Raw genomic sequence first — 12,553 nt, 5'->3', positions numbered from 1 at the left:
GGCAAGAAAGGTCCCCACCATGCGTCTCGTCACGGCCCTGCTGAGACCCGCCGGCGTCGTCGCCGCCGCTTTGGTCCTGTTCGGCGGCCTGTCGCTTCCCGCACACGCGGCGCCCGGCCCCGGCGTCGGCTGGATCCGCGTCGGGCACCTCTCCCCCAAGGTCCCGCCGGTCGATATCTACTTCGCCACCTTCGGCAAGCCCGAAAAGGTCGTCATCCGCAAGGCCGGCTACGGCGCGGTGACGCCCTACTCCTCGGTGACCCCCGGCGCGTACACGGTTTCGATGCGGCCCGCCGACGCGGCCGCGTCCTCGCCGCCCGCGCTGAGCGCGACGATCGAGATCAAGGAGGAGAGCGCGTACTCACTGCTGGTGTTCGCGAACGGGCCCGGCGCGGGTTTGCGGGGTGAGCTGGTCCAGGACGATCTGACCGCGCCCGCGGCCGGGAACGGACGGGTGCGCGTCGTCCAGGGCTCGGCCGCGCTGACCCCGGTGAGCGTCACCGGGCAGGACGGGAAATCCGTGGCGAACGGAGCCACGTATGGTTCGACGACGCCGTACACGGAATTCCCCGAAGGACGCTGGTCGCTGAAGATGACCTCCGGCGGCACGACTTCGGAGTCCACAGTGGACATCAAAGCCGGATCGACGACCAGCCTGCTGGTGACCGAGAATGGCACCGGGCTGAAGACCGAGGCGATCGCCGACGGCGCCACCCTGCCGAACCCGCCGAAACTCGGGGTCGAGACCGGTGGCGGCGGGACAACCCCGAAGTCCCTGCCGTGGTGGCCTTTCGCCGCTTTGCCCGCGCTGGTCCTGATCGCGGTGCTGGTGGGTAGGCGACGTCCGGCGCATGATCGCTGACCGCGCCGCGTTCGTCCTTTCAGGACTTCTGGCGCTCACCGCTTGCGCGCCTGCTCCGGCTCCTCCCGCCCAGGCGGGAGCGGTCGCGCCGGCCGTGACCGGTCCGCTTCCGCTTCCCGCCAGGGCGAAGGCGGCGCCGGCCCGGCTGACCATCCCGGCGATCGGCCTCGATCAGGCGGGACTTGTCCCGCTCACGCTCGGAGCGGCAGGCGAACTCCAGGCACCCGGCCGGTTCTCGGACGTCGGCTGGTACGAGGCCGGGCCGGTGCCGGGCGACCCCGGCCCCGCCGTCCTCGCCGCGCACGTCGACTCGCGCTCGGGACCGGCGCCGTTCTTCCGGCTGCGCGAACTGCGGCCCGGCGACGAGGTACGCGTCGCGCGATCCGACGGCGCCGACGTCGTGTTCCGTGTCGACTCCGTCCGGCGTTACCCGAAGGACGAATTCCCGACGCAGGCTGTCTACGGTCCCGCGCCGGGCAGCGCGCTCAGGTTGATCACCTGCGGCGGAAGCTTCGACGCGGCGAAACGGTCCTATCGGGACAACGTCGTCGTGTACGCCTCACAGCGCTGGGACTAGGACGCGACGGGATTAGAGGACAGGCGCAACGGGTAGCACCAGGTATGGCCGCTCAGAAGATCTTGATCATCGTCACCAATGTCCGGGAGTACGAGAAGGCCGGGATGCGAACCGGGCTGTGGCTGGGCGAGTTGACTCACTTCTACGACTACGCCGAGGAGCACGGCTTCGAGCTCGACATCGCCAGTCCGGCGGGTGGCTACGTGCCGATCGACCCCGAAAGTCTGGCGCACGACGTGCTCGGCGAGTTGGGCACGGACCGGCGTTACCGCGACCGCGACTTCATGGACCTGCTGAAGGACACCAAAAAGGCAAGCGACGTGAAAGCCGAGGACTACGACGCGATCTATTTCACCGGTGGCCACGGGGTGATGTTCGACTTCCGCGACCAGGCTCTGGCCGGGTTGACGGCCCGATTCCACGACAGCGGGCGGATCGTTTCCGCGGTTTGCCACGGCCCCGCCGGCCTGCTGGAAGTCACCCTGGACAACGGCGACCCGCTGCTCAAGGGCAAGAACGTCACCGGGTTCTCCTGGCCGGAGGAGGAAGCCGCACAGCGCGCCGACGTGGTCCCGTTCAGCCTTCAGGATGAACTGAAGAGCCGCGGCGGGAACTACACCGTCGCCGACCAACCCTTCGATCCGTACGTGGTCACCGACGGACGACTCATCACCGGGCAGAATCCCGCCAGTGCTCGCGCTGTCGCCAAGGCCGTGGTCGCGGCCGTGAAGAATCGGTGACCAGGACCGCCTAGACGTGCAGTCCGCGGCGGATCAGCTCCGGCCGGACACCTTCGCCGAACCAGTACGCCTCCTCCAGATGCGGATATCCGGAGAGGACGAACTCCTCGATGCCGTGCGCGTGATACTCCTCGATGAGATCGGCGACCTCCTGGTGGCTGCCGACCAGAGCCGTGCCCGCGCCGCCGCGCACCAGGCCGATACCCGCCCACAGGTTCGGGTGGATCTCCAGCCCGCGCACGCCACCGTCGGTTTTCCCGCCGTGCAGTGCCGCCATCCTTTGCTGGCCGACGGATTCACTGGCGGACAGCTGCTTCTGGGTGTGGGCGATCCGCTCGGGGTCGATCGCTTCCAGCAGTTTCGCCGCCTCCGCCCAGGCCTCGGCCGACGTGTCACGGGACAGGGTGTGCAGCCGGATGCCGAAGCGGACCTTCCGGCCCTGTTCCCCGGCGAGCTCGCGGACCTTGGCGATCTTCTCGGCGACCTGCGCGGGCGGCTCGCCCCAGGTCAGGTAGACGTCGGCGTGTTTCGCCGCGATCGGCAGCGCCGCCGGCGAGGAACCTCCGAAGTAGACCGGCGGTACCGGATCGGGCGCCGCGCGCGTGGTCGCGCCCTCGACCTTGAGATGCTCGCCGTCGTAGTCGAACGGCTTGCCGCTCCACACCCCGCGCACGATTTCGAGGAACTCGCCGGTGCGGGCGTAGCGCTGGTCGTGGTCGTGCCGGTCACCGAACCGGCGCTGCTCGACAGCGTCGCCACCGGTGACGACGTTGAGCAGCACGCGCCCTCGGGAGAGCCGCTGGAAGGTCCCGGCCATCTGCGCGGCCAGCGTCGGCGAGATCGTCCCGGGCCGGAACGCGACCAGGAACTTGAGGCTTCTCGTCTCCCGGATCAGCGCCGCCGTCGTCAGCCAGGCGTCCTCGCACCAGGTCCCGGTCGGCGTCAGTACGCCTTCGAAACCGTTGGCTTCGGCGGCGCGGGCGACCTGGGCGAGGTAGTCGAGGCTCGGCTCACGGGCGGCGGACGCCCCGGCGGCGCGACTGGCGTGGAAGTGCTCCACGATCGTGCGGCCGTCGCCGGTGGTGGGCAGGAACCAATGCAGCTTGAGCGTCACGCTTCCGAGCTTCGGCTTCCCGGGCGGGGCGGGTCAATCGGCGGGCTCCGCGTCCCGCGATCTGGACGCCTCCCCCGCGTTCAGAGGACTGAACGCGGAGGTGTCCGGCGCTGCGGGCACAACGCGGGGTGGCTCGCCGGGTCGGTCCCTGCGCCCTCACTCAAGTACATGAAGGCCCCCTTGCTTGCGCCTATCGCAAGGAAGGGGGCCTTCATGTACTACGCAAGGTGTGAAACGCGGTCAGCCGCCGAACATCAGCCGCCATTGGTCCAGCGACTTCGGCTGGAACACGAAGTTCGTGTCCTTCACGCGCGAGAGGTTCGCCGACGGCTCGGCCGAGTACTGGTGCCCCGGGTAGACGACCGGATCCCCGTCCAGCCCGGCCAGCCACTGCAGGCTCCGGTAGATCGCGTCCGCGTCGCCGCCCGGGAAATCGGTGCGGCCACAGCCTTCGAGGAACAGCGTGTCGCCCGAGACGAGCTTTCCGTCGACCAGGAAGCACTGGCTGCCCGGGGTGTGCCCCGGCGTGTGCAGCAGCCGGATCGGCACCGCGCCGACCTCGAGGACGTCGTCGTGTTCGTGCGAGCGCAGGTCGGTCCCGGAGACGCCGGTGATGCGACGGACCCATTCGGCCTCGGCACTGTTGACATGGATCGGCACCTGCTCGCGCTCCAGCAGTTCCGCGATCCCCGGCAGCGAGAAGCCCATCATCTCGCCGCCGACGTGGTCCGGATGGTGGTGCGTCGCGAGGACACCGGTCAGCCGCATGCCGTCGGCTTCCAGCAGGTCGAGCAGATCACCGACGGCGTACGCCGGGTCGACGACGACCGCTTCGTTCGTCTCCCTGTCGCCGATCAGATAGGCGAAGTTGACCATCTGCGTCGCGACCGGATCCCCCACCGCGAAGTCACGGCCCGCGAGCAACTGCCGGAAGTACAGCCTGTCAGCCATGCGGACACCTTACGGCCCTACTCTCCCGTGGCGCCGTCGGCCAGCTCCCGCAGGATGTCCAGATGCCCGGTGTGCCGCGCGGTCTCCTGGAGCACGTGCGCGAGCACCCACCGGACGGTGAACTTCCCCGAGCGGCGCGCACGATCGTCCGGCGAGACCCCGGCCAGCGACGACTCCGACAACGCCCACTCCGCGCGGTACGCCGCCACGACCGAACGCGGGTCGTCGTCCTCGGTCAGGTCCCAGCTCGGATCCGGTGAGCCTTCCCACAGCGACGGCAAGTCGGCGCCGCCCGCTTCGATCGAGAGCCACCAGCGTTCGACCGCGGTCAGATGCTTCAGCAGCCCCAGCGCGCTCATCCGCGGCGACGATGGCAGCGGCGTCGCGACCGCCTGTTCCCTGGTCAGCCCGGCGACCTTGTTCACCGCGGTGGCCCGGAGGAAGCGCAGGAAGTCCCACTGGATCCCGGCTTCGTCCTCGGCGATCCCGGCGGGCCAGGCCCGGTCCACCGGCTCGGCGGCACTCGAACTCGTGTTCGACATCCCGCCACCTTACACATCGGGCAGGACTAGGCTGACGCTTCATGTGGTGGGGACTGATTTGCGCGCTCTTCGCGGCGTGTGCGTACGGCGTCGCTTCGGTGATGCAAGCGATAGCCGCGAAGGCGACTTCAGGCACTGAAGACCGTGTCGATCCCCGGCTTCTCGTCCGGGTGCTGCGGCAGTGGAAGTTCGTCGCGGGCCTGGCGCTGGACGTCGTCGGGTTCGTCGCCCAGGTCGCCGCCCTGCGCGTGCTGCCGCTGTTCATGGTCCAGGCGGCGCTGGCGGGAAGCCTCGCCGTCACCGCGGTCGCGGCGCGGGTGCTCGGTGTCCGGTTGGGACGTCGCGAGTGGACGGCGGTCGCGGTCGTCTGCGCCGGGCTCGCCCTGCTCGGGATGTCCGCCGAAAGCGAGGGCTCGGACGCGACCGGACTGGGCTTCCGGCTCGTGCTGGTCTGCGCGGTGGTCGTCCTCGGCACGGCCGGGATGTTCGCCGGCCGCGCGTCGCGGCGGATCCGGACACCGGCGCTGGGCCTGATCGCCGGGCTGTGCTTCGGCGTGGTCGCCCTGTCCGGCCGTGTGCTCACCAGCCTCGCCCCGCTGGACCTGTTGACGGACCCGGCCACGTACACCCTCGGCGTGGCGGGCGCGCTGGCGATGTTGTTCTACGCCACCGCGCTGCAACGCGGCAGTGTCACCACCTCGACCGCGATGATGGTGATCGGCGAGACCGTCTTCCCTTCCCTGATCGGGGTTCTCGTGCTGGGCGACACCACCCGGCCCGGGTTCGCGGCCGTAGCGGCGGTCGGTTTCGCGCTCGCGGTCTCGGCGGCGCTGGCGCTGGCCCGTTTCGGCGAGCCCGCGCCGATCGAGCCGGTCAGCGCGCAGCCCGGCTGACCCCGCGCCGGGAAACCAGCAGCCAGGCCAGGTACAGCCCGCCGATGGCGCCGGTCACGAGACCGACCGGCAGACCGGCCAGGAACCGCTGGGTGACCAGATCACTCACCACCAGCAGGAGCATGCCCATCAGCGCGGCCGCCGCGAGCCCGGGCCCGGAAGACCGCGTGAGCCGTTTCGCCAGCTGAGGCGCGGCGAGGGCCAGGAACGCGATGGGTCCGGCGGCCGCGGTCGCGATCGAGCACAGTCCGACGCTGACACCGAGAAGCACGACCCGGCTCCGCTGGACGGGCACGCCGAGTCCCATGGCCGAGTCGTCGCCCATCTCCAGCAGGGAAAGCCTCCGGCCGTAGACGAAGGCCGGCGGGACCAGGACGGCGATGGCGATCGCGACCGGGACGACGTGCTCCCAGCCCCGCCCGTTGAGGCCACCGACCAGCCACGCCTGTGCGGCGAGGCCGTCCTGCTGGGCGGCCCGGGTGATCAGGTACGAGTTGAACGCGATGAGCATCGCGTTGACGCCGATGCCGACCAGGATCAGCCGGAAGGTGTGCACGCCGCCCTTGAACGCGAGCAGCGCGATCAGCGCCGCAGTCGCGACGCCGCCGACGAGCGCGCCGAACGAGACCTGGAGCATCCCGCCGTGCACCACGATGATCGTCAGCAGCGCGCCGGCGGCCGCGCCTTCGGTGAAGCCGATGAAATCGGGGCTGCCCAAGGGATTCCCGGACAGGCTTTGCAAGATCGCGCCACTGACCGCGAGCGCGCCGCCGACCAGCAGCGCGGTCAGCAGCCGCGGCAGCCGCAGCGTGGTCACGATGAACTCGGTGGCCCGGTCGCCGAAGCCGAACAACGTCTGGATGACCTCGCCGACGCTCAGCGGGTAGTCGCCGGTGGTCATGCTGACCGCGCCGGCGAAGAACACGGCGACGGCCAGCAGCACGACGACGATCGCCGCCCGAGGGGTGACGCGCAGCGACAGTCCCCCGCCCGGGGTGCGCAGGACGCGGGTGGTCATCGGTGGGCGCTCCTTGATCGCGGTCCCCTTGTCGCCTGGTGTCACAGCCGGGCCAGCTTCCTGCGGCGGCACAGCGCGATGAACACCGGCGCACCGAGGAACGCGACGACGATGCCCGCCTGCAGTTCCTCCGGCGGGTTCAGCACGCGGCCGACGATGTCGGCGCCGATCAGCGCGATCGGCGCGAGCAGCATCGAATACGGGAGCACCCAGCGCTGATCCGGGCCGACCAGCAGGCGCGCGGCGTGCGGCACGGCGAGCCCGAGGAACAGGACCGGCCCGATCGCCGCGGTGCCCGCGCCGCAGAGGAGCATCACCACGATCGCGCCCAGCACCCGGGTGCGGCCCACGTGGGCGCCGAGCGCCTTGCCGGTCTGGTCGCCGAGCGCGAGGACGTTGAGCGGCCGGGCGAGCAGCAGCGCGATGATCACGCCGATCACGACGAACGGCGAGATCTGCAGGAACACGTCCCATTTCCGGCCGCTGAGCGAGCCGACGTTCCAGAACCGGAACTGGTTGAACGTCTCGGGCATCAGCAGCAGCACGCCGACGATGTAGGCCTGGAGCACCGCCATGACCGCGGAACCGGCGAGCACGAGACGGTCCGGCGTGGCGCTGCGTCCCGCTGAGCCGAGGACGTACACCACGACCGAGGCGATCGCCGCTCCGGCGAACGCGAACCAGATGTAGCCGAGCACGCTCGTGACACCGGCGAACGCGATCCCTGAGACGACCGCCGCCGCGGCGCCGGTGTTGACCCCGAGCAGACCGGGATCGGCGAGCGGGTTCCGGGTGAGTGCCTGCATCACCGCGCCCGCGAGGCCCAGCGCCGCACCGACGACGAGCCCCAGCAGGGTTCGCGGGATACGGAGGTCGTGGATGATCACCGCGTCGGTCGAGCCGTCGTTGTGCCACAGCACCGACCAGGTGGAGGTGAACGGGATGCTCTTCGACCCCACCCAGATGCTGAGCAGGAACACGAGCCCCAGCAGGGCGAGCCCGAGCACCAGACCGCCGGCGCGGAACGTCCGTGCCGCCGCGCTCGGCGGGGACGCCGCGGCGGGCGCGCGTTCGGTGACGACCACGAAACCTCCTTCGAGTGAGGCGAGGCTAACCGAACGCCGGAGTTCACCTCAACGAGCTACCTACTTAGACTAGCCTTACCTTCCCCACTCTCGAACGGAGGCGCCGGTGCCCGCAACGGCCACCACCAGCCGGAGCGTCCTGCGCCAGGCGATCTCCGGACAGCGACGCCAAGTCACCCTCGCGTCCGTGCTCGCCGCCGGTCATCAGGGCGGTGAAGCACTCGTCCCGGTGATCATCGGCGTGGTCATCGACCAGGCCGTCGACGGCGGTTCGGCGGGCACGCTCGTGTTCTGGCTCGCCGTGCTCGGCGTGGTCTTCGCGGGACTGTCCTACAGCTACCGGTTCGCCGCGCGCGCGGCCGAAGGCGCCTCGCTCCGTGCCGCGCACGACCTGCGCATCGCGATCAGCAGGCGCGTCCTGCATCCCGGTGGCGGAGCCGAAAACGGCAAGCTGGCCGGCGAACTGGTCAACATCGGCACCAGCGACGCGCAACGGGTCGGCGTCGTGAACGCGGCACTGCCGTTCGGGATCGCCGCGCTGGCCGGGGTCCTGGTCAGCGCGGTCGCCCTGCTGCGCATCTCGCTGCCGCTGGGTCTTCTCGTCCTCCTGGGCACACCGCCGCTGCTGTACCTCGCCCACCTCATCGGCAAGCCACTGGAGCGCCGCAGCGAAGCCGAACAGGAACGTTCGGCGCACGCTTCGGGCGTCGCCACGGATCTCGTCTCCGGCCTGCGGGTGCTGAAAGGAATCGGCGCCGAACCGGCCGCGGTCGCCCGCTACCGCGACACGAGCCAGAACTCGCTCAAGGCGACCTTGCGCGCCGCGCGGGCCAAGGCCTGGCACGACGGCGCGGTGCTCGCGCTCACCGGGATCTTCATCGCGATCGTCGCCCTCGTCGGCGGAAACCTCGCGGCGTCGGGATCGATCAGTGTCGGCGATCTCGTCGCGGCCGTCGGGCTGGCGCAATTCCTGCTCACGCCGTTCCTGATCTTCTCTTGGGTCAACGGCGAACTGGCACAGGGCCGCGCGTCGGCGTCCCGGGTCGCCGATCTGCTGACCACGCCGCCGTCGGTCGAAGCGGGCGACGGCGAACTCCCGTCCCCCGCCGCCGGGACCGTCCGGCTGACCGGGGTCTCGTACGGCAGTCTCCGCGGTGTCGACCTCGAAATCCCCGCCGGGCAGCTGATCGGCGTCGTCGCCGCCGATCCGGCCGCGGCGACCGACCTGCTCGATTGCCTCGGCCGGGCGGTCGACCCCACCGAAGGCGGGGTGCACGTCGACGGCGTCGACCTGTCCACTGTGGACCCGGACCGGGTGCGGGAGGTCGTCCTGGTCGCCGCGCACGACGCGGATCTGTTCGAAGGGACGCTGGCGGAGAACGTGGGGCCCGCCCCGGACGAGGCGCTGGCCGCGGCGGCGGCGGACGAGGTTGCGGCGGCGCTTCCGGACGGCACCGGGACCGCGGTCACCGAACGCGGCCGCTCCCTTTCCGGCGGTCAGCGACAGCGCGTCGCCCTCGCCCGCGCCCTCGCCGCGGACGCGCCGGTGCTCGTCGTCCACGACCCGACGACGGCGGTGGACACGGTGACCGAAGCGAAGATCGCCACCGGGCTCGCCCGGCTACGACAAGGACGGACCACGATCCTGGTGACCACGAGTCCCGCGCTGCTCGCCGTGACCGACCGCGTCGTCGTCCTCGACGGCGGCCGAGTCACCGGTGAAGGCGGCCACGCCGAACTCGCCCGCGATCGCGCCGACTACCGCGCGGCGGTGCTGTCATGACCCGGGAACTCCTCCCCACCGCCGACGGCAAGCGGATCCGCGCCGTCCTCGGCGAACTGCTCCGCACGGCGAAAGCCCGGGCGGCCGGCGCGCTCGTGACGCTCGTCGGCGCGACCGCGATCGGGCTGCTCACCGCCCGTCTGCTCGGCCACATCGTCGACCTCGTCATCGAGAAGAGGCCCGCGACCGAACTGACCACGCCCGTGGTGGGGCTGGTCCTGGTCGCCGTCACGCAGGCGATCGCGACGGCGGTGGGTGTCTCGCTGACCGCGAGGCTCGGCGAGACACTGCTGGCCGAACTGCGCGAACGGTTCGTCGACCGGGCGCTGAGTCTCCCGCTGGAACAGGTCGAACGCGCGGGCTCCGGCGACCTGACCGCCCGGGTCACCAACGACGTCACGGTGGTCGCGCGGGCGGTCCGCGACGCCTTGCCCGAACTGGGCCGCTCGGCGCTCACCATCGTGCTGACCCTCGGCGCGCTCGCCGTCATCGACTGGCGGTTCCTCCTGGCGGCGCTGCTGGCGACGCCGATCCAGTTCCACACCGTGCGCTGGTACGTCCGCAACGCCGTCCCGTTGTACGCGAAGCAGCGGATCGCGACGGGTTCGCAGCAGCAGCAACTGCTCGACACGATCGGCGGCGCGAAGACCGTCCGCGCTTTCCGGCTCGCCGACGCGCACGTGGAGCGGGTCCGGCAGCGGTCCGAGGGCGCCATGGACCTGATGCTGCGCGGGGTCCGGCTGATGACGAGATTCTTCGCCCGGCTCAACCTCGCCGAGTTCGTCGGCCTCTCGGCCGTGCTCGCGGCCGGCTTCCTGCTGGTGGGCGCCGACGCGGTGACCGTCGGCGCGGCGACGGCGGCGGCGTTGTACTTCCACAGCCTGTTCGGTCCGATCAACACCGCGCTGGCGCTGGTGGACGACGCGCAAGCCGCCACCGCGAGCCTCGCCCGGCTGATCGGGGTCGCCGACCTGCCCGCGCCGCGTGAACCCGAACGGCCCGCGAAACCCCTTGACGCTTCGGTGAAGGCGGCCGGGATCTCTCATTCCTATGTGGACGGACACCCGGTACTGCGCGACGTCGAGCTGAGCCTCTCCCCCGGCGAGCGGGTCGCGCTGGTCGGCGCGAGCGGGGCGGGGAAGACGACGCTGGCGAAGCTGATCGCCGGGATCCACACCCCGGGCTCCGGCACGATCTCCGTCGGCGGGGTGCCACTCGACGAACTCGGGCCGTCCGGCACCCGGCAGGCGGTCGCGCTGATCAGTCAGGAGGTGCACGTCTTCGCCGGTTCGCTGGCGGACGACCTCCGGCTCGCCCAGCCTGGCGCGTCCGACGCGGAACTGCTCGCGGCACTGGAAAAGGTCGGCGCGCGCGGCTGGGCGGAGGCGCTGGGCGAAGGGCTCGCGACCGTCGTCGGCGAAGGCGGCCATCAGCTGACCGTCACCCAGTCCCAGCAGCTGGCCCTGGCCAGGCTGGTGCTGGCGGATCCGCCGATCGCGATCCTCGACGAAGCCACCGCGGAGGCCGGGAGCGCGGGCGCGAAAACCCTCGAAGCCGCCGCGGCAGCCGCCCTCGAAGGCCGGACCGGCCTGGTGGTCGCGCATCGGCTGACGCAGGCGGCGGCCTCGGACCGCGTCGTCGTCCTCGACGCGGGCGTCGTCGTCGAGAGCGGGACTCACGACGAACTCGTGGCCTCGGGCGGTCGCTACGCGACGCTTTGGGCGGCCTGGTCGGACAACCGTTCACGGACGTGACCCGGGACGCAGCGTCGCCGGTTGCAATCGGCCGTTCAGCGTCTTAGGTTAGGCAAACCTGAATCTCGATTAATCCGGCATTCCGCCGGATCGCCGATCAAGAAGGACGGACGATGGCCCGAATCCCCACTCTCTCCGCCGTGCGCGGGCGCCTGAAGACCGCCGGCGTGCTGGCGTCCACCCTGGTGCTGGCCGCCTCGCTCACCGCGTGCGGAGGAGGCGGCGAGTCGGCCACCCCGGCCGCGCAGAACTCCGCCGGTTCGGCGGTCGACGCGAACGCGTTCCCGACGACCATCGAGCACAAGTACGGCAGCACCACCATCACCCAGGAGCCCAAGCGGGTCGTCACGGTCGGCCTGACCGAGCAGGACGCGTTGCTCGCGCTCGGCGTGGTCCCGGTCGGCGTCACCGAATGGCTCGGCAAGTTCCCCGGCACCATCGCCCCGTGGGCGACCGACAAGCTCGGCGGCGCCGCGCTGCCCGAGGTCCTCAAGGATGTCGACGGGCCGCAGTACGAGAAGATCGCCGCGCTGAAGCCGGACCTGATCATCGCGCTGTACTCGGGGCTCACCAAGGAGCAGTACGACAAACTGGGCCAGATCGGCGTCCCGGTCGTCGCGCAGCCCAAGGAGTACAACGACTACGGCATCCCGTGGCAGGAGGCGACCAAGAAGGTCGGCCAAGCCGTCGGGCGCGCGACCAAGGCCAACGAGCTGGTCAAGGGCGTCGAGGACAAGTTCGCCCAGGTCCGCAAGGAGCACCCGGAGTTCGAAGGCAAGTCGGCCCTGATGGCGTCGACCTACGAGGGCTATTTCGTTTACGGCAGCCAGGACCCGCGCTCGCGGATCCTCGAATCGCTCGGTTTCAAGCTGCCGGCCGACCTCGACGCCGCCATCGGTGACAAGTTCGGCAAGAGCCTCAGCGCGGAGCGGACCGACCTGCTTGACCGCGACGCGCTCGTCTGGCTGATCGACACCCCGGCCAAGGCGCAGGAGATCCTCGGCAAGGACGCGCTCTACACCGGTTTGAAGGTGGCGAAGGAGAAGCGCGAGGTCTTCATCGAGAACGAAGGCACCTATGGCAGCGCGGTGTCCTTCGTGACCGTGCTGAGCCTGCCTTACGTGCTGGAGCGGATCGTCCCGCAGCTCACCGCGGCGGTCGACGGCGACCCGAAGACCGAGGTCAAACCGGCCAACTGAGCCGTTCAGCGTGGAAGTACATGAAGGCCCCCTTC

12 protein-coding genes are annotated in these 12,553 nt (G+C 70.6%); 7 read left to right on the top strand and 5 right to left on the bottom strand.

The features are described 5' to 3' along the window. The first annotated feature begins 19 nt into the window (after positions 1–19). The 3 genes from ACFWMR_RS32030 to ACFWMR_RS32020 are packed head-to-tail and all read left to right on the top strand — an operon-like array spanning position 20 to position 2,179. Complete coding sequence (locus ACFWMR_RS32030; RefSeq protein ID WP_378381069.1) at positions 20–862, top strand: DUF4397 domain-containing protein; 843 nt, start codon at positions 20–22, stop codon at positions 860–862. Beyond that, positions 852–1,439, top strand: a complete 588-nt coding sequence (locus ACFWMR_RS32025; RefSeq protein WP_378381068.1) for a class F sortase — start codon at positions 852–854, stop codon at positions 1,437–1,439. The genes ACFWMR_RS32030 and ACFWMR_RS32025 overlap by 11 nt, the downstream gene beginning before the upstream one ends. A 44-nt stretch (positions 1,440–1,483) precedes the next feature. After that, on the top strand, positions 1,484–2,179 hold the full coding sequence (locus ACFWMR_RS32020) for a type 1 glutamine amidotransferase domain-containing protein (RefSeq protein ID WP_378381067.1): 696 nt from the start codon (positions 1,484–1,486) through the stop codon (positions 2,177–2,179). Positions 2,180–2,189: 10 nt separating this feature from the next. On the opposite strand, the gene ACFWMR_RS32015 is transcribed toward ACFWMR_RS32020, so the two are convergent. From ACFWMR_RS32015 to ACFWMR_RS32005, 3 genes are all read right to left on the bottom strand, one after another. Continuing rightward, positions 2,190–3,293 carry an LLM class flavin-dependent oxidoreductase gene (locus ACFWMR_RS32015; RefSeq protein ID WP_378381066.1) on the bottom strand — a complete coding sequence of 368 codons (1,104 nt, stop codon included), beginning with the start codon at positions 3,291–3,293 and terminating at the stop codon, positions 2,190–2,192. Positions 3,294–3,533: 240 nt separating this feature from the next. Then, complete coding sequence (locus tag ACFWMR_RS32010) at positions 3,534–4,244, bottom strand: MBL fold metallo-hydrolase (protein ID WP_378381065.1); 711 nt, start codon at positions 4,242–4,244, stop codon at positions 3,534–3,536. 17 nt (positions 4,245–4,261) lie between these two features. Further along, complete coding sequence (locus ACFWMR_RS32005; RefSeq protein WP_378381064.1) at positions 4,262–4,786, bottom strand: DinB family protein; 525 nt, start codon at positions 4,784–4,786, stop codon at positions 4,262–4,264. Between the two features lie 41 nt (positions 4,787–4,827). Here ACFWMR_RS32005 and ACFWMR_RS32000 point away from each other — a divergent pair, with 41 nt between their 5' ends. Beyond that, a complete protein-coding gene (locus tag ACFWMR_RS32000; RefSeq protein ID WP_093932124.1) occupies positions 4,828–5,679 on the top strand; it encodes a DMT family transporter in 852 nt (283 codons plus the stop codon). Here ACFWMR_RS32000 and ACFWMR_RS31995 read toward each other — a convergent pair. Together ACFWMR_RS31995 and ACFWMR_RS31990 are read right to left on the bottom strand one after the other, a co-directional pair. Then, positions 5,660–6,697 (bottom strand): FecCD family ABC transporter permease, encoded by a 1,038-nt coding sequence (locus tag ACFWMR_RS31995; protein ID WP_093932151.1) that lies wholly within the window; start codon positions 6,695–6,697, stop codon positions 5,660–5,662. The two genes, ACFWMR_RS32000 and ACFWMR_RS31995, sit on opposite strands and share 20 nt — an antisense overlap. Before the next feature lie 41 nt (positions 6,698–6,738). Beyond that, positions 6,739–7,782, bottom strand: coding sequence for a FecCD family ABC transporter permease (locus ACFWMR_RS31990; RefSeq protein ID WP_093932125.1), 1,044 nt, complete (start codon positions 7,780–7,782; stop codon positions 6,739–6,741). Between the two features lie 106 nt (positions 7,783–7,888). Here ACFWMR_RS31990 and ACFWMR_RS31985 point away from each other — a divergent pair, with 106 nt between their 5' ends. The 3 genes from ACFWMR_RS31985 (at position 7,889) to ACFWMR_RS31975 (ending at position 12,518) form a co-directional block, all read left to right on the top strand. Continuing rightward, positions 7,889–9,565: an ABC transporter ATP-binding protein gene (locus tag ACFWMR_RS31985; RefSeq protein WP_378381063.1), complete on the top strand. Its 1,677-nt coding sequence runs from the start codon at positions 7,889–7,891 to the stop codon at positions 9,563–9,565. Then, the gene (locus ACFWMR_RS31980; RefSeq protein ID WP_378381062.1) at positions 9,562–11,319 is read left to right on the top strand and encodes an ABC transporter ATP-binding protein; all 1,758 of its coding nucleotides are present in this window, start codon (positions 9,562–9,564) and stop codon (positions 11,317–11,319) included. Before ACFWMR_RS31985 ends, ACFWMR_RS31980 begins: the two co-directional genes overlap by 4 nt. A 113-nt stretch (positions 11,320–11,432) precedes the next feature. Beyond that, a complete protein-coding gene (locus ACFWMR_RS31975; protein ID WP_378381061.1) occupies positions 11,433–12,518 on the top strand; it encodes an iron-siderophore ABC transporter substrate-binding protein in 1,086 nt (361 codons plus the stop codon). The last annotated feature ends 35 nt before the right edge of the window (positions 12,519–12,553 follow it).

This window comes from Amycolatopsis thailandensis (genome assembly GCF_042723255.1).
Taxonomy (GTDB): Bacteria; Actinomycetota; Actinomycetes; order Mycobacteriales; family Pseudonocardiaceae; genus Amycolatopsis; species Amycolatopsis thailandensis.
The sequence above is the reverse complement of the archived record's forward strand: the minus strand, read 5'-3'. Positions and strand labels throughout refer to the sequence as shown.

What these genes read in the sequence shown, in the direction of transcription:
- ACFWMR_RS32030 (WP_378381069.1), top strand. Translation starts at nt 20, where the DNA reads ATGCGTCTCGTCACGGCCCTGCTGAGACCCGCCGGCGTCGTCGCCGCC.
- ACFWMR_RS32025 (WP_378381068.1), top strand. Translation starts at nt 852, where the DNA reads ATGATCGCTGACCGCGCCGCGTTCGTCCTTTCAGGACTTCTGGCGCTC.
- ACFWMR_RS32020 (WP_378381067.1), top strand. Translation starts at nt 1,484, where the DNA reads ATGGCCGCTCAGAAGATCTTGATCATCGTCACCAATGTCCGGGAGTAC.
- ACFWMR_RS32010 (WP_378381065.1), bottom strand. Translation starts at nt 4,244, where the DNA reads ATGGCTGACAGGCTGTACTTCCGGCAGTTGCTCGCGGGCCGTGACTTC.
- ACFWMR_RS32005 (WP_378381064.1), bottom strand. Translation starts at nt 4,786, where the DNA reads ATGTCGAACACGAGTTCGAGTGCCGCCGAGCCGGTGGACCGGGCCTGG.
- ACFWMR_RS32000 (WP_093932124.1), top strand. Translation starts at nt 4,828, where the DNA reads ATGTGGTGGGGACTGATTTGCGCGCTCTTCGCGGCGTGTGCGTACGGC.
- ACFWMR_RS31995 (WP_093932151.1), bottom strand. Translation starts at nt 6,697, where the DNA reads ATGACCACCCGCGTCCTGCGCACCCCGGGCGGGGGACTGTCGCTGCGC.
- ACFWMR_RS31980 (WP_378381062.1), top strand. Translation starts at nt 9,562, where the DNA reads ATGACCCGGGAACTCCTCCCCACCGCCGACGGCAAGCGGATCCGCGCC.
- ACFWMR_RS31975 (WP_378381061.1), top strand. Translation starts at nt 11,433, where the DNA reads ATGGCCCGAATCCCCACTCTCTCCGCCGTGCGCGGGCGCCTGAAGACC.